The sequence below is a fragment of the Hwanghaeella sp. genome, assembly GCF_965227365.1.
Taxonomy (GTDB): Bacteria; Pseudomonadota; Alphaproteobacteria; order UBA8366; family Aestuariispiraceae; genus Hwanghaeella.
This window is the reverse complement of record NZ_OZ245754.1, coordinates 3,059,229-3,083,186: the sequence shown is the minus strand read 5'-3', so window position 1 is coordinate 3,083,186 and position 23,958 is coordinate 3,059,229. Positions and strand designations below refer to the sequence as shown.

General features: G+C 59.9%; 23 protein-coding genes. 10 read left to right on the top strand and 13 right to left on the bottom strand.

Annotated elements, in window-relative coordinates:
* Positions 1 to 25: 25 nt before the first annotated feature.
* The 5 genes from ACQK2G_RS14110 (at position 26) to ACQK2G_RS14090 (ending at position 4,872) form a co-directional block, all read left to right on the top strand.
* Complete coding sequence (locus ACQK2G_RS14110) at positions 26 to 1,009, top strand: threonine dehydratase (protein WP_425405676.1); 984 nt, start codon at positions 26 to 28, stop codon at positions 1,007 to 1,009.
* Positions 1,010 to 1,081: 72 nt separating this feature from the next.
* The gene (locus ACQK2G_RS14105) at positions 1,082 to 2,539 is read left to right on the top strand and encodes a pyridoxal phosphate-dependent decarboxylase family protein (RefSeq protein WP_425405675.1); all 1,458 of its coding nucleotides are present in this window, start codon (positions 1,082 to 1,084) and stop codon (positions 2,537 to 2,539) included.
* Position 2,540: 1 nt separating this feature from the next.
* On the top strand, positions 2,541 to 3,371 hold the full coding sequence (locus ACQK2G_RS14100) for a PhzF family phenazine biosynthesis protein (protein WP_425405674.1): 831 nt from the start codon (positions 2,541 to 2,543) through the stop codon (positions 3,369 to 3,371).
* Positions 3,349 to 3,840, top strand: a complete 492-nt coding sequence (locus ACQK2G_RS14095) for a GNAT family N-acetyltransferase (protein ID WP_425405673.1) — start codon at positions 3,349 to 3,351, stop codon at positions 3,838 to 3,840. Before ACQK2G_RS14100 ends, ACQK2G_RS14095 begins: the two co-directional genes overlap by 23 nt.
* Positions 3,841 to 3,933: 93 nt before the next feature.
* Positions 3,934 to 4,872 (top strand): bifunctional transcriptional activator/DNA repair enzyme AdaA, encoded by a 939-nt coding sequence (locus ACQK2G_RS14090; RefSeq protein WP_425405672.1) that lies wholly within the window; start codon positions 3,934 to 3,936, stop codon positions 4,870 to 4,872.
* A gap of 7 nt (positions 4,873 to 4,879) precedes the next feature.
* On the opposite strand, the gene ACQK2G_RS14085 is transcribed toward ACQK2G_RS14090, so the two are convergent.
* Positions 4,880 to 5,560: an ArsR/SmtB family transcription factor gene (locus tag ACQK2G_RS14085; RefSeq protein ID WP_425405671.1), complete on the bottom strand. Its 681-nt coding sequence runs from the start codon at positions 5,558 to 5,560 to the stop codon at positions 4,880 to 4,882.
* A 74-nt stretch (positions 5,561 to 5,634) separates the two neighbouring features.
* Between ACQK2G_RS14085 and ACQK2G_RS14080 the strand changes: the two genes are divergently transcribed.
* Both ACQK2G_RS14080 and ACQK2G_RS14075 read left to right on the top strand, forming a co-directional pair.
* Positions 5,635 to 5,979: an NIPSNAP family protein gene (locus ACQK2G_RS14080; protein ID WP_425405670.1), complete on the top strand. Its 345-nt coding sequence runs from the start codon at positions 5,635 to 5,637 to the stop codon at positions 5,977 to 5,979.
* The gene (locus tag ACQK2G_RS14075) at positions 5,976 to 6,320 is read left to right on the top strand and encodes an antibiotic biosynthesis monooxygenase family protein (RefSeq protein WP_425405669.1); all 345 of its coding nucleotides are present in this window, start codon (positions 5,976 to 5,978) and stop codon (positions 6,318 to 6,320) included. Before ACQK2G_RS14080 ends, ACQK2G_RS14075 begins: the two co-directional genes overlap by 4 nt.
* Positions 6,321 to 6,351: 31 nt before the next feature.
* On the opposite strand, the gene cysQ is transcribed toward ACQK2G_RS14075, so the two are convergent.
* Positions 6,352 to 7,143 (bottom strand): 3'(2'),5'-bisphosphate nucleotidase CysQ, encoded by a 792-nt coding sequence (cysQ, locus tag ACQK2G_RS14070; RefSeq protein ID WP_425405668.1) that lies wholly within the window; start codon positions 7,141 to 7,143, stop codon positions 6,352 to 6,354.
* 73 nt (positions 7,144 to 7,216) lie between these two features.
* The gene (gene amrB / locus ACQK2G_RS14065) at positions 7,217 to 8,680 is read right to left on the bottom strand and encodes an AmmeMemoRadiSam system protein B (protein ID WP_425405667.1); all 1,464 of its coding nucleotides are present in this window, start codon (positions 8,678 to 8,680) and stop codon (positions 7,217 to 7,219) included.
* 134 nt (positions 8,681 to 8,814) lie between these two features.
* On the opposite strand from amrB, the gene amrS reads away from it, so the two are divergent.
* Complete coding sequence (amrS, locus tag ACQK2G_RS14060; RefSeq protein WP_425405666.1) at positions 8,815 to 9,930, top strand: AmmeMemoRadiSam system radical SAM enzyme; 1,116 nt, start codon at positions 8,815 to 8,817, stop codon at positions 9,928 to 9,930.
* A gap of 39 nt (positions 9,931 to 9,969) precedes the next feature.
* On the opposite strand, the gene ACQK2G_RS14055 is transcribed toward amrS, so the two are convergent.
* The 4 genes from ACQK2G_RS14055 to ACQK2G_RS14040 all read right to left on the bottom strand — a co-directional run bounded on the left by ACQK2G_RS14055 (position 9,970) and on the right by ACQK2G_RS14040 (position 14,439).
* Positions 9,970 to 10,290, bottom strand: a complete 321-nt coding sequence (locus ACQK2G_RS14055) for a PilZ domain-containing protein (protein WP_425405665.1) — start codon at positions 10,288 to 10,290, stop codon at positions 9,970 to 9,972.
* A gap of 217 nt (positions 10,291 to 10,507) precedes the next feature.
* Positions 10,508 to 11,323, bottom strand: a complete 816-nt coding sequence (locus ACQK2G_RS14050) for a phytanoyl-CoA dioxygenase family protein (protein WP_425405664.1) — start codon at positions 11,321 to 11,323, stop codon at positions 10,508 to 10,510.
* Positions 11,324 to 11,573: 250 nt separating this feature from the next.
* Positions 11,574 to 12,533: a ribonucleotide-diphosphate reductase subunit beta gene (locus ACQK2G_RS14045; protein ID WP_425405663.1), complete on the bottom strand. Its 960-nt coding sequence runs from the start codon at positions 12,531 to 12,533 to the stop codon at positions 11,574 to 11,576.
* A 52-nt stretch (positions 12,534 to 12,585) separates the two neighbouring features.
* The gene (locus ACQK2G_RS14040) at positions 12,586 to 14,439 is read right to left on the bottom strand and encodes a ribonucleoside-diphosphate reductase subunit alpha (protein WP_425407646.1); all 1,854 of its coding nucleotides are present in this window, start codon (positions 14,437 to 14,439) and stop codon (positions 12,586 to 12,588) included.
* Between the two features lie 641 nt (positions 14,440 to 15,080).
* Here ACQK2G_RS14040 and ACQK2G_RS14035 point away from each other — a divergent pair.
* Positions 15,081 to 15,908, top strand: a complete 828-nt coding sequence (locus ACQK2G_RS14035; RefSeq protein ID WP_425405662.1) for an SOS response-associated peptidase — start codon at positions 15,081 to 15,083, stop codon at positions 15,906 to 15,908.
* On the opposite strand, the gene ACQK2G_RS14030 is transcribed toward ACQK2G_RS14035, so the two are convergent.
* The 6 genes from ACQK2G_RS14030 to ACQK2G_RS14005 all read right to left on the bottom strand — a co-directional run bounded on the left by ACQK2G_RS14030 (position 15,890) and on the right by ACQK2G_RS14005 (position 22,928).
* Positions 15,890 to 16,987, bottom strand: a complete 1,098-nt coding sequence (locus tag ACQK2G_RS14030) for a TAXI family TRAP transporter solute-binding subunit (RefSeq protein ID WP_425405661.1) — start codon at positions 16,985 to 16,987, stop codon at positions 15,890 to 15,892. The genes ACQK2G_RS14035 and ACQK2G_RS14030 overlap by 19 nt on opposite strands.
* Positions 16,988 to 17,068: 81 nt before the next feature.
* A complete protein-coding gene (locus ACQK2G_RS14025; protein ID WP_425405660.1) occupies positions 17,069 to 18,067 on the bottom strand; it encodes a ketopantoate reductase family protein in 999 nt (332 codons plus the stop codon).
* Positions 18,068 to 18,222: 155 nt separating this feature from the next.
* The gene (locus ACQK2G_RS14020; RefSeq protein ID WP_425407645.1) at positions 18,223 to 18,972 is read right to left on the bottom strand and encodes an amino acid ABC transporter ATP-binding protein; all 750 of its coding nucleotides are present in this window, start codon (positions 18,970 to 18,972) and stop codon (positions 18,223 to 18,225) included.
* 42 nt (positions 18,973 to 19,014) lie between these two features.
* Positions 19,015 to 20,322: an amino acid ABC transporter permease gene (locus ACQK2G_RS14015; RefSeq protein WP_425405659.1), complete on the bottom strand. Its 1,308-nt coding sequence runs from the start codon at positions 20,320 to 20,322 to the stop codon at positions 19,015 to 19,017.
* Positions 20,323 to 20,325: 3 nt separating this feature from the next.
* Positions 20,326 to 21,555 carry an amino acid ABC transporter permease gene (locus ACQK2G_RS14010; RefSeq protein WP_425405658.1) on the bottom strand — a complete coding sequence of 410 codons (1,230 nt, stop codon included), beginning with the start codon at positions 21,553 to 21,555 and terminating at the stop codon, positions 20,326 to 20,328.
* A gap of 359 nt (positions 21,556 to 21,914) precedes the next feature.
* Positions 21,915 to 22,928 carry an amino acid ABC transporter substrate-binding protein gene (locus tag ACQK2G_RS14005; protein ID WP_425405657.1) on the bottom strand — a complete coding sequence of 338 codons (1,014 nt, stop codon included), beginning with the start codon at positions 22,926 to 22,928 and terminating at the stop codon, positions 21,915 to 21,917.
* 432 nt (positions 22,929 to 23,360) lie between these two features.
* Between ACQK2G_RS14005 and ACQK2G_RS14000 the strand changes: the two genes are divergently transcribed.
* Positions 23,361 to 23,777 (top strand): hypothetical protein, encoded by a 417-nt coding sequence (locus tag ACQK2G_RS14000; protein ID WP_425405656.1) that lies wholly within the window; start codon positions 23,361 to 23,363, stop codon positions 23,775 to 23,777.
* Positions 23,778 to 23,958 lie beyond the last annotated feature (181 nt).

Sequence of the window (23,958 nt, the reverse complement as noted above, 5' to 3'; positions counted from 1 at the left end):
GTGTGTTCAGAAAGGAATGAATGAAATGACCACAGTGTCGAAACAGAAGCTCGAAGAAGCGGCCGATCTGATCTACGGCGTGTTCAAGGGCACGCCGCAGTACAATTGGCCGCTATTGTCCAAGCACTGTGGCCTCGAAGTGTGGGTGAAGCACGAGAACCATACGCCCATCGGCGCCTTCAAGGTACGAGGCGGCCTGGTTTTCATCGACGATTACCGAAAAGGCGGCGGAGATGCCGGTGTGATCACCGCGACGCGGGGCAATCACGGGCAGTCCATCGCGCTCGCGGCGGCGCGTGCCGGCATCAAATCCACCATTGTCGTGCCGGAAGGCAACAGCGTCGAGAAGAATGCCGCCATGAAGGCATTCGGCGCGGAACTCGTGGTTCACGGGCATGATTTCCAAGCCTCTGCCGAGTATGCGATGGCGCGGGCGCAGGACGAAAAACTGGCCATGGTGCCTTCCTTTGATAGTCGACTGGTTCAGGGTGTCGGTACCTATGGCATGGAGTTCTTCGCGAATGCGCCGGAACTGGATCGGGTCTATGTGCCGATCGGATTGGGCTCCGGCATCTGCGGTGTCGTGTCGGCCCGTGATGCACTGGGCTTGAAGACGAAAGTGTATGGCGTGGTCATGGAAGGGGCGCCGGCCTATGGCCTGTCCTTCAAGGCCGGTCATCCGATTTCGACGAATTCAGCCGAAACGATCGCCGATGGCATGGCCTGCCGCGTGCCGGTGCCGGAGGCCGTCGAGACGATCTGCAAGAGCGTGGAGGACGTCGTGACCGTCACCGATGAAGACGTCCGTCATGCGATGCGGGTTTATTACACACATACGCATAATGTTGCCGAAGGGGCGGGGGCAGCGCCGCTGGCCGCCTTGCTGAAAGACCGGGATGCCCTGCAGGGCAAACGCGCGGGCGTCGTTCTATCCGGTGGGAATGTCGACATGTCGCTGTTCATGGGCGTGCTGTCGGCGGCGGATCCCGCCGCCGCCCCGGAGCAGTAGTTGCCGTAACGGGCTGCCCCGCGCCGGCGGCCCTGCTGCTTATAATGGTTCCAAGAATTGGGGGAGTGACCCATGTCACGCATGCATGCGGATTACGAAGCATTACCCGACCTGTTGGCCGAGGCCCGTCGGCTGGCGCTCGACTTCCACGACGGCCTGAAGGAGCGTCCTGTCGGCGCCCGTAACCCGAGCATGCCGCCGCAAAAACTGCCGGAAGACGGCGGCGGAGCGTTGGCGGCATTGGAGGAGTATCAACGCATCGTTGCACCGCAGTTGAGTGCGAGTGCCGGGCCGCGTTACTTCGGCTTCGTCACGGGCGGGGCGACGCCGGCCTCATTGGCCGCGGATTGGCTCGTCTCGGCGGTGGACCAGAATTCCCCGGACCCGGGCGACTCGGTCGGTCCGGCGCTGTCCCATCGAACCATTGCCATGATGGCGGACCTGTTCGACCTGCCGTACAAAATCGGCGGCGGCAAGGATGGCTTCGACGGCACTTTCACGACCGGGGCGATCGGTGCGAACTATCTGGGGGCGGCTTGTTTCCGGGAATGGGCGGGCCGTTTGAACGGGCTGGAAATCACCCGGGATGGGATCGGCGAGTTGCTGCGGCCCGGCACGGTGGAGATATTTTCAGCCTCTCCGCATGTCACCATGGTGAAGGCGCTGGGTGTGCTCGGTTTCGGGCGCAAGGGCTATACCGATATCGCAAAGTTGGACGGTCGGGAGGCGATGGACGTTGCCGCGCTGGACCGGGCCCTCTCCGCCAGCCGGGCGCGGGCCAAGGTCGTGATCGCCAGCGCGGGCATCGTATCCACCGGCGATTTCGAGGACCTGGAAGCGATTGCCGACCTTTGTGACAAGCACCAGGCATGGCTGCATGTGGATGGGGCCTTCGGTTTGTTCTCGCGATGCTCGCCGAGACTCTCGAAACTGGTCAAAGGCGTTGAACGGGCGGACTCGATTACCACCGACTGTCATAAATGGTTGAACGTCCCGTACGATTGCGGGCTCTTCTTCACCCGTCATGTCGACCTGCTGGAAACGGCCATGCTGCTGGCCGCGCCTTACCTGGAAATGGAAGGCGTGGTGCCGAGCTTCATTAACCGGACGATGGAGAGCTCACAGCGGTTGAGGTCCCTTCCGGTCTGGATGAGCTTGAAAGCCTATGGCCGAACGGGCGTGCGCGAGATCGTGGAACGAACCTGCGATCTGGCCGGTGAGTTCGGGCGGCGTGTCGACGCGATGGACGGCTATGAACTGTTGGCGCCGGTACGGTTGAACATCGTGATCTTCCGCGGGCTGCTCGGCGATGATGCCGCCTCGAATGCGGGGCAGAAGGCCCTGCTGGACGCAATCAACGCGACCGGAAAGGTCTATGTCACACCCGGTCTGTTGCACGGCAAATCGGGCATCAGGGCGGCGTTCAGCAATTGGATGACCGGTCCCGAAGACATCGACCTTTTCGTGGAGGCCTTGAACGAAGGCATGGCCGCGGCCAGGGCGAAACTGAAAAGCGTGGAGGAGGTTTGAGATGGAACTGACGGTTTTTCAGGTCGATGCGTTCACGGACCGTGTCTTCGCCGGCAATCCGGCGGCGGTCATACCGTTGACGTCATGGCTGCCGGATGCACAGCTGCAGGCGATCGCGTTGGAGAACAACCTTTCCGAAACGGCTTTTTTCATCCCGCTCCCAGACGACCCAGACCATGATTTTCACCTGCGTTGGTTCACGCCGGCGGTGGAGGTCGACTTATGCGGCCATGCCACCTTGGCGACGGCGGCTGTTCTATTCCGCGAACTCGGCTGGGACAGGGATGAAATCCGGTTCAAGGCCATGGCGGGCGATCTGCTCGTGCGCCGGAAAGGTGACCTATTCGAACTCGACTTCCCCGCCCGTGTGCCCGTCATGTCGGAACCACCCGAGGGGTTCGTCGAGGCGTTGGGCGCGACGCCTGTCGGGTTTTACAAGGCGAAGAAGAACATGGCGGTGCTGGAGACGGAAGCCGCGGTGAAGTCGGTTCAGCCCGACATGGATTTCATTGCACACATGGCGGGTGACGGTTTGATCGTGACTGCGCAGGGGAATGCCGAAGGGGCCGAATCGGCGGATTGCGTATCCCGCTATTTCGCCCCCCATGCAGGGATTCCCGAAGACCCGGTCACCGGATCCGCGCATTGCACCATTGTCCCGTATTGGGCGGAAAAGCTCGGCAAACAGGACCTTCATGCTCGCCAGATATCGGCACGCGGCGGCGATCTCTATTGTACTCTGGACGGCGACCGCGTTTTGATAGCGGGGCAGGCCGTTTTGTACATGAGAGGGAAGGTTCATATCGGCGATGGATGGAGCGGAACCTACTGAGCCGGGGCCGGAGGTCGAAATCATCGCCGTTTCGGGCGGGGACGACCTGATCCTTTTAAAGACGCTGATGGTCGAATACGCGGATGCGTTCGACCTTCAGCTCTGTTTCGATGCATTCGAAGCGGAATTATCCGCTCTGCCCAAACCTTATGCCGACCCGGATGGCGCGTTGTTCCTAGCCAAGGTGGATGGTGTTTCCGCCGGCTGCGTGGCGCTGAAACGGATCTCCAAGAAGAAGGCGGAGATGAAGCGCCTGTTCGTCCGAGAAGGTTTCCGGGGGCATGCACTGGGGCGCCGTTTGACGGAAGCGGCAGCGGACGCCGCCCGCGCCAGGGGGTACAAGGTTCTGCAGGTCGAAACGGTTCCGGCAACGATGAGTGTGGCGGATGCCTTGTACCGTCAACTGGGGTTCGAGGCAGCCGGTAAGGCCGGAAACGATGCCATTGCAGTCTACGCATTGTTGCTTTGACGATGTGACTGTCGATCAGCAAGAAACGGGTGGGGGCATGTCCCCGCACGGCGTATTCTCGCCGTATCAGTCGCAAATGACAGGGGCCGGAACATGTCGATGTTGATCGATACGGATATCATGATCGCCGACGAGGCCGATGGCGTGGATACCGCCAATGGCGACTATCGCCGGGTCGCCGAGGCGCTCGCCTTTATCGTGGACCGGTTCGAGGATCAGCCGTCGTTGGATGAGATCGCGGCGCATGTGGGATTGAGCCCTTTCCACTTTCAACGTCTGTTCACCCGCTGGGCCGGTTTGAGCCCCAAGAAGTTCCTGCAGGCTCTCTCGCTGGAGGAAGCGAAACGGCGGCTGGAGGAGCATGGCAGTGTGCTCGACGCGGCTTTCGATGCCGGGTTGTCGGGGCCGGGACGGTTGCATGACCTGTTCGTCGCCCATGAAGCGCTGACCCCGGGCGAGTACAAGGCCTTGGGGCAGGGGCTGGTCATCCGATACGGATTCCACGAGGGCCCGTTCGGGGAAACACTGTTGATGGAAGCCGATCGTGGTCTCTGCGGCCTCGCTTTTGTCGACGCGCGCGGAAAGGACGGGTGTTTCGATGACATGGCCTCCCGTTTTACGGCGGCGACATTGGTGGAGGACCCGTCGGCGACGGAAGGCACCATGGCCCGCATCTTCGCGAGACCGGGTGAGAGCAAGCCGTCGTCGCAAGCGCCCTTGCGCCTGCTTTTGAAAGGGACCGAATTCCAGATCAAGGTGTGGCGCGCGTTGATGGCAATCCCGCCCGGTACGTTGACGACCTATGGGACGGTTGCCGAAGCACTCGGCATGAAAGGCGCGGCGGCCCGCGCGGTCGGAACGGCGGTCGGCGCCAATCCGATCTCCTGGCTCATTCCCTGTCACCGCGTCATCCGCAATTCCGGCATGCTCGGCGGTTACCGTTGGGGCTTGCCGCGCAAACTGGCCATGATGGGCTGGGAACGGAACGGTTTGCCCGCGCCGGAAGGCGGCAAGCTGAGGGAAGTCGCCTAGGGAAGACTTAGCCGCTGCAAAGCGCCTGGTATTCTCTCAGTCCCTTGGGCGAGAACTCGATCATCCGCGTATCGGGGACGCGCCAGGCCCATTTGCGGGAGGTGAAATGGTCCAGGATCGCGGCCCCCAGACCGCCAGCCAGATGGGTGCGTCGGGCGCTCCAGTCCAAACAGGGCCGGCAGACTGGGCGGCGAGCCGATTCGAGCGAGCCCATATCCAGACCGAAATCGGTGAAGAAGCGCCGGCCATCCTCTGTCAGGGCAAGGTCGTCGGCATCGTCCTTGATCAAGCCCCGCTCCACGAAGGACTGAAACAGACCAACCCCCATTTCACCTGCCAGATGGTCGTAGCAGATCCGCGCCTTGCGCAAGCCGGGATCCTTTGGCCCGGTCCGCACCGGTTTCGCGAGTATCCGTTCCGCAAGGCCCATCAGCCCTTCCAGTACTTGGGCCACATCGTCACCGGATAGGGTGAAATAGCGGTGGCGTCCCTGTTTGCGGGCAACGATCAACCCGCCATCCGACAATTTCGAGAGATGGGAACTGGCGGTTTGAACGGTTACGCCGGCGACTTGCGCCAGTTCGCTTGCCGTCAGCGCCCGTCCCGCCATCAGGGCGCTCAACATGCCGGCGCGGGCGGGGTCGCCCACCAGCCCGGCGATGATCGCGATGTTGGGTCCTGCTGGCATGGTTCGATCATAGTCGAATTGTCTGTGCCGCGCAAAGGTTAGAAAGGCGCAATCAACCGTTACGGAGTATCCCGATGATCACCTGTTTCATCCGTTATGAAATCGACCCATTCAAGAAGGACCTGTTCGAGCAATACGCCACGAACTGGGGGCGGGCCATTCCGCAATGCGGGGCCGACTTGATCGGCTATTTTGCCCCCCATGAAGGGTCGGCGACGACGGCTTACGGCGTCTATAATATTGAAAGCCTCGCGGCTTATGAATCCTATCGGGAGCGCTTGCGGAACGACCCGCTTGGGCGGAAGAATTACGAAATGGCGCGGCGCGAACGTTTCATCTTGAAGGAAGACCGGATATTCCTGCGACTGGCTTCGGCCCCGCATGCTGCATACAAAAACCGGGAGGAACAGAATTCATGATCGCCGTCATCTTCGAAGTCGAACCCGCCGATGGCAAAATCCAGGACTATCTGGACATTGCCGCCATGCTGAAGCCTGAAGTTGAAGCCCATGACGGGTTCATTTCCGTCGAGCGTTTCGAGAGCCTCACCAATCCTGGCAAGTATCTTTCACTTTCTTTCTTCCGCGATGAAGCGGCGGTGGAAGCTTGGCGGAACCGCGTACGGCACAGGGAAGCCCAAGGCGCCGGGCGGGCCGGGATATTCAAGGATTACCGGATCCGGATCGCTTCTGTTATGCGCGACTACACAATGGAAAACCGTGCCGAAGCGCCGGAGGACAGCAGGGCCATCCACGACTGACGATCGGATGCATCGGTTCGGAAAAGGGCGGTCAGCGTACGCCGCCCCATCCGATGAAATGCGGGTTCTCGAAAATCGCGTTCTTGGCGTAGGTCAAAGGGTCGCCGTCTTCCGTCGTTACCAAGCCGCCGGCGGCCAGCAGGACGGCATGGCCGGCGGCGGTGTCCCATTCCATGGTCCGGCCGAAGCGCGGATACAGGTCCGCTTCGCCCGCCGCCAGCAGACAGAATTTCAGGGAACTGCCGGCATTACGCGTTTCCGCGACCGTCCGCCCGCTCAAGAATTTATCCAGCACAGCAGGATCGCCATGCCGGCGGCTGGCAACGATTGTCAGCCCTTCCTCCGGTTCCGGCCGCACCGCAATTTCCTCGGCGCTTCCCTCACCGATTTTACGCGTGGCCCCGGCGCCTTGCGCACCGGCATAAAGCGTATCGAGCGCCGGGGCGTAGACGACGCCCAGAACCGGCTGACGATCCTGAATCAGGCCAATGTTCACCGTGAACTCGCCGTTCCGGTTTAGGAACTCCTTTGTACCGTCGAGCGGATCGACCAACCAGAAGGCGCCATCGCCGACTTCCGGCACATTGCCAGCGGCGGCAGCTTCCTCAGCCACGATCGGGATGCTAGGTTCAAGCGATGCCAAGGCCGGGGCGATGATCGCTTCCGCGGCCGTATCCGCTTCCGTTACGGGCGATGCGTCTTCCTTCATTTCCACGTCGAAATCTGTGGCGTAGACCTCCATGATTTTCTCGCCGGCCTTGAGCGCGATGGCGCAGACACCCGGCAGCAGGCTCATGATTTCAGTATCCGTGAGATGGGGCATGACGATAGGATCCCGATTGACATGGAAGGGCCGAACAATGGCAGGACTCGCCATGCCTGCAAACCCAAGGGAGCTACGCGGTGCCACTCTCGGCGGCCGCGAAATCCACCGGCGGCAACTTATTCACCGAAAAACTCCAGGCCCGGAAGCCTGATGACCAGTGGCTGGGTGGCATGCCGGCCTTCGTTTTCAACCGGCTCAGGAAGTCTCGCCGGTCGGGCAATTGGTCCCAGACCTGGGGCAGAAAGACGGCCCGTTTGTCCCCGTCCTGAATCATCAATCCATCCTCGCCGGGGCGCAGTTGGGCCAGCAGGTCTGCTTCGTCCTTGATCTGCATCGGCGCCATCGGGCTCAAAATCGACAAGGAAAGGGTCAGGCCGTCTGCCTCCGCGGGCGTCAATTTCGGGAATCGGGGGTCGCGAAAAGCCGCCCGGAAGGCGTTTTCCACAAGGTCCTGGACCAGCGGACGGTTGGCGACAATGCTGCCGATACAGCCGCGCAGTTGTCCTTGATGTTCCAGCGTCACGAAGGTGGCGCGCTCCTGCTGCAATTCCGGCGCAAAGGTGCGGACGGCGATGCTCGGCGGCGTATTGCTGTCGAAACCGTAGCGGATGCTGCGCGCCGTCAGTTGCAGCAATTCTTTCCTGTGACGATCGAGCGTGGCCTGATCGGCAACGGTGGCACGATCCTCCGTCGAGTCGCGGGCCGAGTCCTCTTCCGGGCGGAACACCCAGGCGCCGTAACCGACCACGCGGCTCTTGTCGCCGGAGGTGTCGCCGCTATTGCAAAGTGCGATCCGTTCGGGCCGCAGATGATGCTGCCGGGCGCTGGCCAGCAGGCCGGATATCGGGATGCGTCCACAGGCCTGCTCCTGACCGATGCGCTTCTCATCAAGCTCTTCGATCGCCTGCGCCGTTTCGCTGTCCATCCGTACGGCTTCGGCATAGGAATGGTAGTGGCTGAGGTCGGAACTGATCAGGATCAGGGTTTCCGGCCCGCCCCAAAGGGCATCCAGAACCGTTGCCACCTCGTCTCGTCCGGCGGTTCCGACAACGAAGGGAACTACGGTGAAGTCCGGCAGGATGCGTTGCAGGAACGGCAGATGGACTTCCAGGCAATGTTCCTGCGCATGGGCGCGATCATCGATCGAAACCTGTGGTAGGCCGGATACGGCATCGATTGCCTCTCGGTCGATCCGAACGGGACCAAGGGGCGTCTGCCAGCTATCGGCGCTTGTCGTGGCAAGGCCGCGGATTGCGACACGATGCGCGGGCCCCAGCATGACGACCCGTTTGATCGTATCGCGGATCGGGGCCAGTTCCGCATAGGCCCGCGCCGCGGGAATGCCTGAGAACACATAGCCTGCATGCGGTGCGATCAGGGCCTTGGGCGCGGGCAGGGAGCCGCTTTGCCGGTCGCTTCGGTCCTGCCGCGCCTTCAATCCGTCCTGCAGCAATTGGCTGACGGTTTGGCTCAAACCCGCGCTGTCACGCGGATAGAATATGCCGGCGACTGCCGGCGGGCGCACAACGGACATGGCGAAAACAAAATCCCGTAACTATATTATGGTTATTAACCCAGGTAGTATCGTACGAGTATAGGTCAAGCGGCAAAGCTGCGATAGGCGTTCGCCAGGACATTGGTACTCTGAACGGGAAGGCAGAGGCAGACATGGAACTTGCTGAATTGCCCGACGGCGAGGAAACCGTACCGGGCCGCTATTGGCAGAAACTGGAAGACGGTCGCGTTCAATGCGACCTGTGCCCGCGCGAATGCAAGCTGCGGGATGGACAACGGGGGCTCTGTTTCGTTCGTGCCGCGCAGAGCGGCGGCATGGTGTTGACGACCTACGGTCGGTCCAGCGGATTTTGCGTCGACCCGATCGAAAAGAAACCGCTCAATCATTTTCTTCCCGGCACACCGGTTTTCTCCTTCGGCACGGCGGGCTGCAATCTGACCTGCAAGTTCTGCCAGAACTGGGAAATTTCGAAGTCGCGGCAGATGGACCGCCTGATGGACGTGGCGTCGCCTGAACAGATTGCCGAGGCGGCTTTGCGGGCGGGCTGTCGTTCCGTTGCATATACTTACAACGACCCGGTGATTTTTCTGGAATATGCGGTAGACGTGGCCGCCGAATGCCGCAAACGTGGTCTGAAGAACGTCGCGGTCACGGCAGGCTATATCAAGCCGGAAGCACGCCGCGAATTCTTCGCCGCCATGGACGCGGTAAACCTGGACCTGAAGGGTTTTACCGAAGATTTCTATCATTCCCTGTGCACTGCGCACCTGACGGACGTCCTGGAAACGGCGGTCTACATCAAGCACGAGACGGATGCGTGGCTGGAACTGACGACCCTGTTGATCCCGGGCAAGAATGACGGCGATGAGGAACTGAAGGCGCTAACCGCCTGGGTGCGGGAAAATCTGGGGCCCAACGTGCCGCTGCATTTTTCCGCCTTCCATCCGGATTTCCGAATGCAGGACACGCCGCCGACCCCGCCCGAAACGCTATTCCGCGCCCACCGGATTGGCCGGGAGGCAGGGCTGAACTTCGTCTATACGGGCAACATTCACGACGAGGCGACGGGTAGTACCTACTGTCCCGGTTGCGGCGAAAAGCTGATCGGCCGGGATTGGTACGACATCACCCAGTGGGGCATCGACAATGCAGGTTTGGGTCAGGGCGGCCATTGCACGGCCTGCGGCACGGCCATCGACGGCGTGTTTGAACATCAGGCAGGGACGTGGGGTCGGAAACGGCAGCCGATAAGGCTGTCGCGGCGCTAAGGCAAAACCGGGCAGGGATGAATTAACGACCGGTCCGGGTCAGCCGAACTGGGCAAGATGGTTGGTAAGGATTTTTTCCCATTTCGGATGCGGCGCCATGTATTGCACGGCGAGCTTGCCCTCTTGCGTCCGAACGACCGTCCCGTTCGAGGAGATATAGGTATCTTCGCCGTCCACGTCGACGACGAAATGGAAACTGATCCCTTGACCGACCACCATCCAGTCCGGCCCCTTCGACAAAAGAAAACCGGACACTGATATATCCTCTATATCATAGAGTTCGCCGTCGACCAGAACGCGAATGGTATAGGTTCGCATCCTGTCATATTGGCGACCGCGTTGCGGGCCATCAGCGTTCATGGAACGGTGCCTGTGGGTTTTTTGGGAAGGGTTTCGAAGACAATACCACCTGCCGGGGGTGTTGTTGCTCATTAGTTTATTACATTACCTGAATACTAACCTTGTCGTGGCAGGGCGCAAGGCGATGCTTCCCGTTTTTGGGAAAAGATACGATGCGTTTCGTTTCAAAGCGGGTGGGCTCGCTGACGCGGAAAGGGAATCTAAAGCATCTCTGCAATCAAGCTTTCCGCCATGTTTCCTTCATTTCGTCATCCAATTTCCGATGCCGTTCCAGACGTTCCGCGGATAGATCGCCATTAGCCGGAATTTCTTCCCGGAAGTGCCTGAAGCGGTCTTCGCCGCGAACAAGCATGGCGGTCTCGGATTGGCCGATGGCGGGCCGTACGTCCGGGGTGATGAACTGAGCGTTCAATCCGATACGCCGGTCATTGCTGCGATTGGGGAGCGAAGCATGAAGTGTCCAACCGTGGTGAAACGAAGCCTGCCCCGGCTGCAGGGGAAGGAGGACGGCGTCTTCTTCCCGGATGCCGTCGACCTCCTGCCCGCGAAACAGGACATTGTCCGGGGCGGGGCGGTCCGCATGGGCGCGTTGCCCGAGCCGGTGACTGCCGGGCACCATCCGCATACACCCGCTTTCCTCGGTGGCGGGTGACAGGGCCAACCACATCGACACCTGATTACCGCCATCCAAGCCCCAATAGGTCAGGTCCTGGTGCCAGCTGACGAAGCTCCGGGAACACGGTTCCTTGACGATATAGGTAACGTCCAGCAGCAGGATGTCGGGGCCGATCAACGCCGTGACCATGTTCAGGACGGTGGGGGAGGTGACTAGGTCCAAGGGAGACATAAAGATCGTATGGATCTTGCTGACATAGTGGAGCGGCGCCCCATAGGCCGCTTCCGCTCGTTCGAATTCATCGCGGTGCCGTGCAGCCAGCGCCGCTGTCAGTATCGGAACATTTCCGACGAAACCGTCCCGTTGGTATGCCTCCGCCCATCCTGAAAAGGGGCCGGCTTCGCATTGTATCTGCATCTACGTCTCCCGCCGCGGCGCGCATTGCTCAGGGAGAATCAATCACGAACGGCGGTTCCGGGCGGAACCCAGAAATTTTCGCCCGGGGGGAAAATGAGCTCGAGGGGAAAGCGGTCGAAGGTGGAAAAAATCAGCCCGGGCCGTTGCGGCGGCGCCGGGCCAGTCGCGGCGACGCATGCCGCGTTGGTACAGGGGTCAATACGCAGCGGACCTGCCGCCAGGATTGCAGTCCCCTAAAATAAGTCCGCCCTCAATTGAAAGCTTCGTCCCAGGTGCCTTGGGTGGAAGCCTTCGAATATTCGGTCGCGCGGTTTTCGAAGAAGTTCGTATGTTCCACGCCGTTCAACATTTCATCCATCCAGCGCAGCGGATTCCGTTCGACGCCGTAAATCGGGTTCAGGCCAAGCTGTCCCAGGCGCCGATCGGCGATATACCGGATGTATTGCTTGACCTCCCCCGCCGTCAGACCCTCGATGGCGCCCAATTCGAAAGCGAGATCGATAAACGCATCTTCGTGTTCAACGATCGTATTGCAGGCGACGTAAAGGTCGCGTTCGAATTCTTCAGTCCAAACCTCCGGATTTTCGCTTACGAATGTCCGGAACAGTTTGATGATCGACTGGGTATGCAGCGTCTCGTCGCGGACGGACCAGCTGACGATCTGCCCCATGCCCTTCATCTTGTTGAAACGCGGGAAGTTCATCAGCATCGCGAAACTGGCGAAAAGCTGGAGGCCTTCGGTGAAGGCGCCAAAGACGGCCATGGTCTTGGCGATATCTTCCTTGGTCTCAACGCCCCATTTCTGCATGTAGTCGTACTTGTCCTTCATCTCCTTGTAGTCGAGGAAGGCGTGGTACTCCGTTTCCGGCATGCCGATCGTGTCGAGCAGATGGCTGTAGGCCGCGACATGAACCGTCTCCATGTTGGAGAAGGCGGCCAGCATCATCTGCACCTCGGTCGGCTGTATGACACGGGAGTAATGCCGCATATAGCAGTTGTTCACTTCTACATCGGCCTGGGTGAAGAACCGGAAGATCTGCGTCAACAGGTTGCGTTCCGCCTCGGTCAAGGATTTGTGCCAATCCTTGACGTCGTCAGCCAGGGGGACCTCTTCCGGCAGCCAGTGGATGCGCTGTTGGGTCAACCAGGCCTCATAGGCCCAGGGATAGCTGAACGGTTTATAGACCGGGCTCGCGTCCAACAACGACATTGCAGATAAACTCCCTCTCGCCGGTATATCACCGGCCGCCAAAGACCCGCGCCTATTGGCAGGCCAGGCATTCCTCGTAATCGTTCGTGTTTCCGGACAGGTCGGCCGGCCGTTCGCCGCTGTTCACCCGGCCCATCAAAGGAACGGCCGCGACGCCGCCGTCGTTCCGCTTGCTGTGCTCGGCGCCGGCCTCGGCGCGCTGGATGGATTTTGAGCGGCAGTAGTAAAGGCTCTTAACGCCCTTTTTCCATGCCTGGTAATGGATCTGGTGCAGGTCCCGCTTATGCACATTCGCGGGCAGGAACACGTTGATCGACTGTGCCTGACAGATGAAAGGCGCGCGGTCGGCCGCGTGTTCCACGACCCAGCGCTGATCCAATTCGAAAGCCGTCTTGAAAATGTCTTTCTCGTCATCGGTCAGGAAGTCGAGATGTTGCACAGAGCCCTCATGCACGGATATCGAAGACCAGGTGTCGTCGTCATCCTTGCCTTTCTCCTGCAGCAACTGCTTCAGATACTTGTTCCGGACGTTGAACGACCCGGACAGCGTCTTGTGCGTATAGGAATTGGCTGCGATCGGTTCGATCCCCGGGCTTGCCCCCCCGCAGATGATGGAGATCGAGGCCGTCGGTGCGATCGCCAGCTTGTTGGAGAAGCGTTCCATGATGCCGTAGTCGGCCGCGTCAGGGCAGGCGCCGCGCTCTTCGGCCAATTGGACGCTCGCCACATCCGCCTGTTCGCGGATGTGCTTGTGCATCTTCTTGTTCCAGACCTTCGCCATCACGCCTTCGAAAGGAATGCCCTTCGATTGCAGGAAGCTATGGAAACCCATAACGCCCAGCCCGACGGACCGTTCGCGCATCGCGGAATATTTGGCGCGCGCGAAATCGTCCGGCGCGGTGTCGATGAAGTCCTGAATGACGTTGTCCAGGAACCGCATGACATCGGGAATGAATTGCTCCTCGCCTTCCCATTTCTCGAAATTCTCGAGATTGAGGGAGGAGAGGCAGCACACGGCCGTGCGATCCTGACCGAAGCGGTCGATCCCTGTCGGCAGCGTGATCTCGGAGCAGAGATTGCTGGTTTTGACCTGAAGGCCTTGCAGCTTCTGGTGCTCCGGCAGGTTCCGGTTCACGTGGTCGATATTGATGATATAGGGCTCACCCGTTTCGATCCGCGCGGTCAGCAGCCGGATCCAAAGATCGCGGGCACGGACCTTGCGGACGACAGACTTGTCTTTCGGGCTTGTCAGGGCCCATTCGCCGTCTTCCTCGACTGCGCGCATGAAGTCGTCCGGGATCAGCACGCCGTGGTGCAGGTTCAGCGCCTTGCGGTTCGGATCGCCGCCGGTCGGCCGGCGAATTTCGATGAATTCCTCGATCTCCGGGTGCCAGATGGGAAGATAGACCGCCGCGGATCCTCGGCGCAGGGAGCCCTGGCTGATCGCCAGCGTGAGCGAATCCATGACGCGAATGAACGGCACGACGCCGGACGTCTTGCCGTTCCGGCCAACGGTCTCACCGATGGAACGCAGATTCCCCCAATAGCTGCCGATACCGCCACCGCGCGCCGCCAGCCAGACATTTTCCGTCCACAGACCGACAATGCCTTCCAGACTGTCTTCGGTTTCGTTCAGGAAACAGGAAATCGGCAGGCCGCGCTTGGTCCCGCCGTTCGACAGAACCGGGGTGGCCGGCATAAACCATAGGTTGGAGATATAATCGTAGAGCCGCTGCGCGTGGTCGGAGTCGTCTGCGTAATGCATGGCGACGCGCGCGAAGAGGTCCTGAAAGGTCTCTCCCGGCAGAAGATAGCGGTCGACGAGGGTTTCCTTGCCAAATGCCGTCAGCAGGGCGTCGCGTGAATGGTCGACGTGAACGCGAATGCCGCGCTCGTTCTGTTTCAACTCGCGCGTTTCGCCGGGAAGTTCGTCGTCATGCGCCGTCGCCCCGGCCTGTCGGGGCGCGGGAGCGGGATCGGAATCGCCCGCGAACAGATCCGCTGTTTCGGCGGCTACTTCACCGGCGCCGGAACCGGCGGCAACGTCGTCGCCATCGGGCGCCGACCGTGTTTGCTGAAACGATTCTGTTAATCCGTCAGGCACGACCTTGTTCCCCTCTCATTTCACTCAACCCGTTATCCACAATTGGTGCCCGCCGGAGACCGGCATTTCGGGGCCGTTTGCCCGGGTTTTCCCCGGGATTCACAGGTTCGGGCCTGTGGATAATCCCACGAAGCCTACAACATCCTGTGGCCCTTTCGTTATGTTTCCCAAGATATAGCGATCTCGAAAATGTGTCAAAACGGTTTCTATGAAAACTTCCGGGAAATCTGCCGGTGAAAATCTGTTTTCTGCGGACTGTTGCAGAAGCGCTTCGTCGACCCGCTTGAATAACCCTGGGCGGGCCTGCGGTCAGGGCTATTATCCTGCCTGTCGACGCATTACCGGTTGCCACGGAAGGACCACCGTACGACCATGCCGCCGATTCGCGCTACCGGCGCGATCAGGCGTATGGCCAGGCGATTTGACCGGAGGAATATCGAGCCATGTGTGGGCGATTCTCGCTGACGACTCCAGTAGAAGGCATTCGCCGCCTGTTCGGCTTTTCACAAATTCCGAACCTTCCCGCGCGCTACAACATTGCGCCGACCCAGGCGGTATTGACCGTACGGGCCGCGAAACCGGGCAAGGAAGGCGTTGATGTCGGCCCGGGACAGGGGACGGAAGGCACGCGGGATGCGTTCCTGGCCCGCTGGGGATTGATCCCGTCCTGGGCGAAGGAACCCTCGATCGGGGCAAAGATGATCAATGCCAGGGCCGAAACGATCACCGAGAAACCCGCTTTCCGTGCAGCTTTTCGCCGCCGCCGTTGTCTGATCCCAGCCGACAGTTTCTATGAATGGAAGACCATCAACGGCGCGAAACAGGCCTTCCGGATTACATTCGACGACGGTGAACCCTTCGCCTTTGCGGCTCTTTGGGAAGACTGGCTGGCCCCGGACGGCAGCGAGATCGAGAGTTGCACGATCGTCACGACCGATGCCGCACCCGCGATTGAAGATATTCATCACCGCATGCCGGTGATCCTGGACCAGGATGGCTTTGAAACTTGGCTGACCGGTGCGGAAGAAGCCGCCCAGAAGCTGCTGCGTCCCTATAGCGGGCCGCGAGGCCTTATGTCCGGTCCAATCAGCAACCGGGTCAACAATGTCCGAAATGACGGGCCCGATCTCTGGGATCCGGTTCAAATGCCGGAAGAGGGGCCGGGGACCGATCAGTCATATGATCAAACCGATGGCAAAGCGACCCCAGGCAAGGAAGAGGCGGCGGACAAGCAGTCCAAACAGGACAGGGGTCAGCTGTCGCTTTTCTGATCCGGCGCCTTCGACTGAACCGCGTCATTCGGCGGTGTTTTCAGGGTATCGCGGGCCTTGTCCCCGGCGTCCCGGTAGTAGGCCGCAGCCCCAGGATGCAGGGGGATCCCGATAGACCAAGCGCCGCGGCTTTCATCCGCGAATTTTGCATCCGGCGTATTGCGTTCGTAGATCCTGCGCGTATCGCCCCGCCATAAAGCGCGGGTGATCTTGGCGATCAGATCTTCCGGCTGCCGCGCCAGGGTGACCCATTTCGCACTGATGCTGATGCTGGCCGTCGGACTCGGCTGACCGAAACTTCCTTCGGGAATTACCGTTGTCGTGATGAAGGGATATTGATTGTAGAGCCTTTCCAGTTCCGCCGCGTCGATCGACAGAAGGCGAAGCGGTACTTCTTTCTGAAGATCCTTTATGACCTGGTCGGGCACCGCGCCAATATGAAAGAAGGCGTCGATCTGGCCGGCGGCAAGGGCGTCCGCCGCCGGGCCGGGTTTCAAGTAACTCTCTTCGACCTGGTCCAATGGAATGCCGTATACGTCCAGCACGTTGACGGCGGTGGACAGGGCGCCGGACCCTTCGGTTCCAAGCGATACCTTCTTACCGGCCAGATCGCTGATCGTCCGAATGTCCGAATCCGCATCGACCACGATATAGAGAACGAAGGAAACGAGATTGGCGATGATACGGAGGTCGTCGACCGGAAAGAGATCGCCGAAGGGGCCGCCGCCGGTATAGGCCCAATAAGCGATGTCCGATGGAACGATCGCCGACTCTAGGTCTCCGTCCAGCATGGAACGAACGGCGGAAAGGCCGCTCTCGGTCGACTGTGCGACGGCGATCAGGCCGGGCACACCGCAGACGCGCGCGGCGTCGCAGGCGGGGCTGCGCGGCGGTTTGCTGATGCCGGCAGAGATCGCCGTACCCAGCGCGTAGGACGCCGTCGCGGTGGGGCCGGTACCGATACGGAAAAAGGTAAGACCGCCGTCGGCGGCGCGTGCCGCACCTGTCCCCCCGGTCAACAGCATTGCCGCAACGAGCATGTAAGCCGCGATCGGCAGGCGGGCGGGAACCGTGGTCATGATGATGTCTGGTATTTTGCGTTGCGGCGAAGTCTGCGCTTTTAACGCAACAGCGTCAACGCCGGGAAAGGGAAAATGCCCTTACATCGGCGGTTCGTAACAACCCGCGACCGAGGCCCGCATCTTGACGATGGCGTAGAGCATATCGATCGCCGGTGTCTCGATGCCCATAAGGCCGCCGATTTCCGATACGACCCCGAGAATGGCATCCAGTTCTATGGGTCGGCCCTTGTCGAAGTCCTGCAGCATGGAGGTCCGGAATGGGCCCAGCTTTGCGCCTTCTATCAACCGGTCCTCAATCGTCATGGGGAAGGTGACGCCGACGGCATTCGCGACCGCTTCGGTTTCCTGCATTATCCGGCGGCTGACATCGGATACCTGCGGGTCGGAACAGATCTGTTCCATCGTTCCCATGGTTGCGACGGAGAGCGGGTTCGAGTGGACATTTCCCCAAAGCTTTGTCCAGACCGCGGCGCGGATATCGTCGACGACAGGCGCTTCGAATCCGGACAGACAGAGCAGTTCCGCGACTTTCCGCGCCATCTCAGCATTCCCGTGACCGGCATCGCCGACCAGCAGGGTCTTGGGGCCCACGGTGTCGACGCGTCCCGGCTCCGGAATGGAGGCAGCCAGATAGACCACAGCCCCAAGGACCTGGTTGACCGGGATCACGGCATCGATGCGCCCGGAAGGATCGCAACTGGCAAGGTCGCGACCGGCGATTTTTTCCGTTCCCGGAGCGGTCAGGCCCTTGCAGTACCACCAGGGAATGCCGTTGATCGCCGGCATGACCAGCGTTTCCGGGCCGATCAGCGGAGTGAGAGCGGGCAGGGCGTCTATGATCTGATGCGCCTTGGTGGTCAGGATGACAAGATCCTGCGGGCCAGCGGCGGCGGTGTCGTCCGTGGCCTGCAACGGAACGGTGAAGTCACGGCCCTCGAAGTTGACGGTCAGGCCGTCGCGGCGGACGGCTTCCAGCATCGCGCCGCGCGCAATCAATGTCGGAGACAGACCTGCCCGGGCCATCATGCCCGCCACGAAACAGCCGATTGCGCCGGCGCCGAACACTGCGATCTTCACTATTTTACCTCATTGCCTTGATGGTTGCGGTCTGGATGTGCCGGAGGCGGCCCCAAAAGGGAACGGGCGAACGCAGCAACAAGCTACGTCCGCCCGCCCTCAAGCCAGACCTCCCCTCTGCATCGCGAGGGAGCCAGCTGCCATGTGGCTACGACCTAGTGATGCAGGATCTGGCTTAAGAAGAGCTGGGTGCGCTCGGACTGCGGATTGTTGAAAAACTCCTCCGGTTCATTCTGTTCGATGATCTGCCCGCCATCCATGAAGATGACGCGGTTTGCCACCTTGCGCGCGAAACCCATTTCGTGGGTCACGCACAACATGGTCATACCGGATTCGGCCAAGTCAATCATCGTATCCAGAACTTCCGAGATCATTTCCGGGTCGAGGGCCGAGGTCGGCTCATCGAACAGCATGATTGCCGGGTTCATGCAAAGCGACCGGGCGATCGCAACACGCTGCTGCTGACCACCGGAAAGCTGACCGGGGAATTTCATCGCCTGTTCCGGAATCTTGACCCTTTCCAGGAAGTGCATGGCGGCTTCTTCCGCTTCCTTCCGCGGCGTCTTGCGCACCCAGATCGGCGCAAGTACGCAGTTTTCCAGCACGGTCAGATGCGGGAACAGGTTGAAGTGCTGGAACACCATCCCGACTTCGCGGCGGATTGCGTCAATGTTCTTCAGGTCGTTGGTCAGTTCGATCCCATCGACGAAGATGTCGCCCTGCTGGTGTTCTTCCAGCCGGTTGATGCAACGGATCATCGTGGACTTGCCCGATCCGGACGGCCCGCAGATGACGATCCGCTCGCCGCGATGGACGGTCAGGTTGATGTCCTTCAGGACATGGAACTCACCATACCATTTATGCATCGCGTTGATATGGATGGCGACTTCATCGGAAATGTTCATTGCGGGTGCTTGTGCTTCAGCCATAACTCTACCCTCCTAATCCTAGCGCTTGTGTCCGGTGTGCAGTTTCTTCTCGAGATAGATCGAGTAACGCGACATCCCGAAACAACAGACCAGGTAGATTGATCCAACAAAGATATAGCCCGTGTGTTCCATGCCCAACCACTGGGTCGAGGTGACGGACTGTTTCATGGTCAGCAACAAGTCGAGAAGACCGATGATCGATACCAGCGTCGTGTCCTTGAACAGACCGATGAAGGTGGAAACGATGTTCGGAATGACGATCTTCAAGGCCTGGGGCAGAACGATCAGGCGCATCGACATGTTGTAGTTTAGGCCGAGTGCATCGGCCGCTTCGAACTGTCCCTTGGGAATGGCTTGCAGGCCGCCGCGCACCACCTCCGCCATATAGGCTGAGGAGAACAGCGACAGACCGACAAGCGCCCGGACCAGATTGTCGAAGTCCATGCCCTCGGGCAGGAACAGCGGCAACATGAACTGGGCCATGAACAGGACCGTGATCAGCGGAACGGCCCGGATCAGTTCGATGAACCCGATGCAGAGCATCTGGATCAACGGCATGTTGTTGGCCCTCCGTCCCAATGCCAGCACAATGCCCAGTGGCAGGGATACGCCGATTGCGACCGCCGACAAAACCAGGGTCAGCATGAAACCGCCGAACTTGTTCGTTGGGATCACCTCCAACCCGAACCCGAAGGCCAGGAAGTACATCACAGCGATTGCATAGGCGATGCCGAAACCCAACATCGTCTGACCGGGATTAAGTGTCTGCGTGCCGCGATAGCCCAGAAACAGACCGCCCACCAACAGAACCACGGAAATGATGATCCCCAGTGTGGATTGCAGGGTCGTCATCTCGATCGGCCCGTGCAGAAGCGCGGTGGCGACCCAAGGGAAGACGAAGATCATCAAGGGGCCGGCAATTTTCCGACCCGGGATCTTGTCGAACATGACGGGAAGCAGCCCGATGATGAGCAGGAGACCGGTCAGGTTCGGGCGCCAATAGGATGCCGGATCATATGGTCCGTACATGAACTGATCGAACCGCGCGTCGACGAAACCCCAACAGGCACCGACCGGTTCACCGACATAACGTTCCAGGCAATCCTGGAAATCCTTGGCCTCCCAGACCGCTGTGAGGACGGCCCAGTCGAAGATACCCCAGGCGAGATAGGCGATCACGACCGCCGAAATCACCGTCCCAACTCCGTAATACCAGGTGCTGAACAGGTTCACCCGAATCCAATGGATGGGGCCGACTTCGCTCGCCGGCGGCGGAAGGGTCGGATGAAGTTCCGTTCTGACGTAAGCGATGCTTTCTTTTGACATGGCTTATCTCTCCACCAGCGCGACGCGCTTGTTGTACCAGTTCATGAACAGCGAGATCGTGAGCGAAATCGTCAGATACACCGCCATCGTCATCGCGATGATTTCCACCGCGTTACCGGTTTGGTTGAGAGAGACGCCCGTGAAGATGTTGACCAGATCGGGATAACCGATGGCAACCGCGAGCGACGAGTTCTTGGTCAGGTTCAGATACTGGCTGGTCATCGGCGGGACGATGACGCGCATCGCCTGCGGAATGATGACCTTGCGCATCGTCACATTGGGCCGAAGGCCGAGTGCGAATGCCGCCTCCGTCTGTCCGTGACTGACCGCCTGGATGCCGGAACGGACGTTCTCGGCAATGAAAGCGCCGGTATACACGACCAAGGCCAGCAACAGGCCCATCATACCGCCGGGAAGTGTCGCGCCGCCCCGCAGATTGAAGCGGCCGGCCTCGGGAAGGTCCCAACCGATCGGCCCGCCGGTCACGGCATAACCGATGAGCGGGAAGACGATCAGCATGGCGATGGAGGTCCAGAATACCGGGAAGGGCTGTCCTGTGGCGTCCTGGCGCTTCTTTGCCCATCTGGCCAGAAAGACGATGCCGGCGATGGCGATCGCCAACGCGATCGGTATCGCCTGCCAGCCCGGGTTCAGGATTGCAGACGGATAGTTGATGCCGCGCTGGGAGATATAGATCAGGTCCAGGCCGAAAACGTTGAACGCGGCCAATTCCCGCTTGCCGTCGACGGTTTCGAAGAGTTCCGGCAATGTCAGCCAGACAGCGAAGTACCAGATGAAGATATGCAGCAGCAGCGGGATATTCCGCATGATCTCGACATAGCAGGATGCCAGGAAATTGATCAGCGGGTTCTTGCTGAGGCGCAGCACGCCCATGACGAACCCAACAATCGTCGCCAAAACGACGCCGAATGCGGATATCAGCAGCGTGTTCACCAAACCCAGGACGAAGACGTCCCAGTGGGTCGATGAATTCACGTCGAAATCAGTGAGGTTGAAGGTGGGACTAGTCGGCATGAAGCCGGCAATCTGCCCAAGGAATTCGAAGCCCGGATTCAGGCCCCGCGATTCCATATTCGTTGCTGTATTGTTTACGATATAGGCGACAAATGCCACGAAGAGCGAAATCACCACGACCTGCATGATGATTGCGCGCGTGCGTTTGTCGTACCACCAATTTACGCCGCCCCCGGCGCGTTCGGCTTCGACCGCCATTGTTGTACCTCGCCTCTACGTCACCCAAAAACCTGTTCGTTTAATGCGAGTAACCGACCCATCTATACTGCAGGCCTTCGGTTCTCATTTCCGGCTGGGCGCCTTATATGCGGCCCGGCCTGTCCATTCTTCCCTCCCCAACACGAAAAGCCGTGAAAAATCGACAAACAAATAACGATACGGTTCAAAACTTAACGGACGTTCTCGGTATGGGTGTCTGATCGAAATTCTCAGACTGACAGGGATAGTCCCTAAACCGAGGTCTGAAACGGCACGAGGCGGGCCGTCGGCGCGGTTGCACCGAAGACCCGCCTCGCACTTAGGCTAATTCACAACAGCCTCGTTCGATAAGATCAATCTTACCGGAACGGCGGGGAATACAGGATCCCGCCCTTGGTCCACAGCGCGTTCACGCCGCGGGCCAGACCGAGCGGCGTATTCGGGCCGATGTTGCGGTCATAGCTTTCGCCGTAGTTGCCGACGGCGGCGATTGCACGCGCAGCCCATTCGTTGTCGAGGCCGATCATCGCGCCCAGATCACCTTCCGTCCCGAGCAGTCGGCGGATTTCCGGGTTGTTGGAGTTCTTCATCTCGCCGACATTGGCCGCGGTGACGCCCAGTTCTTCGGCCGTGACCATCGCGTTCAACGTCCAGCGGGCAATATCACCCCATTGGTTGTCGCCGTGGCGAACCAGCGGGCCGAGCGGCTCCTTTGAGATGATTTCCGGCAGAACGACATGCTCATCCGGGTTCGCGAGAACGACACGCGTCGCGGCGAGGCCGGAACGGTCGGTCGTGTAAACGTCGCAAGCACCGCTTTCATAGTTCTGGCGGGCTTCGGCGTTGTCCTCGATAACGATCGGCGTGAAGGACATGTTGTTGGCGCGGAAATAGTCGGCCAGGTTCAGTTCGGTCGTCGTGCCGGTCTGGATGCAGACGGAAGCGCCGTCCAGTTCCAGGGCGGATTTGACGCCGAGATCGGCCTTCACCATGAAGCCCTGACCGTCATAGTAGTTGACGCCGACGAACTCGAAACCGAGGTCGGTGTCACGGCTGAACGTCCAGGTGGTGTTACGGGCCAGAACGTCGACTTCGCCGGACTGCAGCGCCGGGAAACGCGTCTTACCGGTGGTCGGCGTGAACTTGACCGCCTTGGCGTCGCCAAGAACGGCCGCCGCCATGGCGCGGCAGAAATCGACGTCGAAACCGGCCCACTCGCCTTTATCGTCCGGCGACGCGAAACCGGCGAGACCGGTGGTCACGCCGCAGTCGATGTATCCTTTTGCCTTCACGTCGTCGAGCGTGCCAGCGCTCGCAACGGTGGAGCACAGCAGCGTTGCCGCACTCGCAGTCAGAAGGGTTTTGAGCTTCATTATGCAGTTACCCCTATTTTCCTCGGTTATGTACCTACGCGACTTCAACGCCCGACCGACCTAGCGGTGTTCCGTCCAATGGATTCCGGGTCGACAGACTCCGGGAAAGATGGACTGCGATGCAATCGGTCAAGTTTAGAAGCCCCCTAGCTTAAAGCCGGTCTGCTGGTGGTTTTGCCCGTGCCCTCTGGATCTTTTGCCCTGAGTAACCTGGCGCCAGCTTTCCGCCTGGGAATTAGAGTGGCACCGCAAATCTGGTTTGGCCAGACGTTAATTTGCTGATTTTTGCCGAAATACGGACCTATTCGTGAATTTTGTGAATAGGCCGCGTTGCGCCGCATTATAAGTATTGTCTGTTCAATGGGTTTTCGGCGTTTGGCATGGATTCTGCTTGCTTGATTGACGCGGCTAATTCCGCAGGAGGATTGAACAATGCTTATACGTAAAGACAGCCCCGCAGAAGCGGATCCGGATGTCGGGTTCTCCCGTGCAGCCGATGAGGAGCACCTGATCGACGACCTGGCGCAACCGTTTCTGGATCTGGCAAAGAAATTCGAAACGGCCCGCGTGAGCGATGTCGATACCGAGACCTGGCATGCCATACTCGACGCGAACGTCTTCTTCTGGCGGTTCGTGGCGAATTATTTGCCGGGTCAGTTGGACAAGACCGTTTCCACCGAAATGTCGGAGGTGCTGATCCGCATCGGCGAATTCATGCGACAGGCCTGCCTGTCGCTGCGGGCGAATCGTGACGATGTGCTGGAACAGCGCGTGATTGAACTGAACCTGAACATGTGCGCCCAGGTATTGAACCTGCGGCAGAACATGCTCGGCCTGAAGGAAGCGTAATAGGACCTGCCGGACTTGATCGGTATTGTTGAGGGCAATGCCATTGGTCCGGCCTGCCTTTATGATTCCTTTCTGAACGAACCGATTCTCGGAACGGCCTATCGCCGTGCGGTCCCGCTTGAATGGGGAGGCCTGCGCGGGATGGCCGTTGCCGGACCGTCTTCGCCCGATGCGATGATTT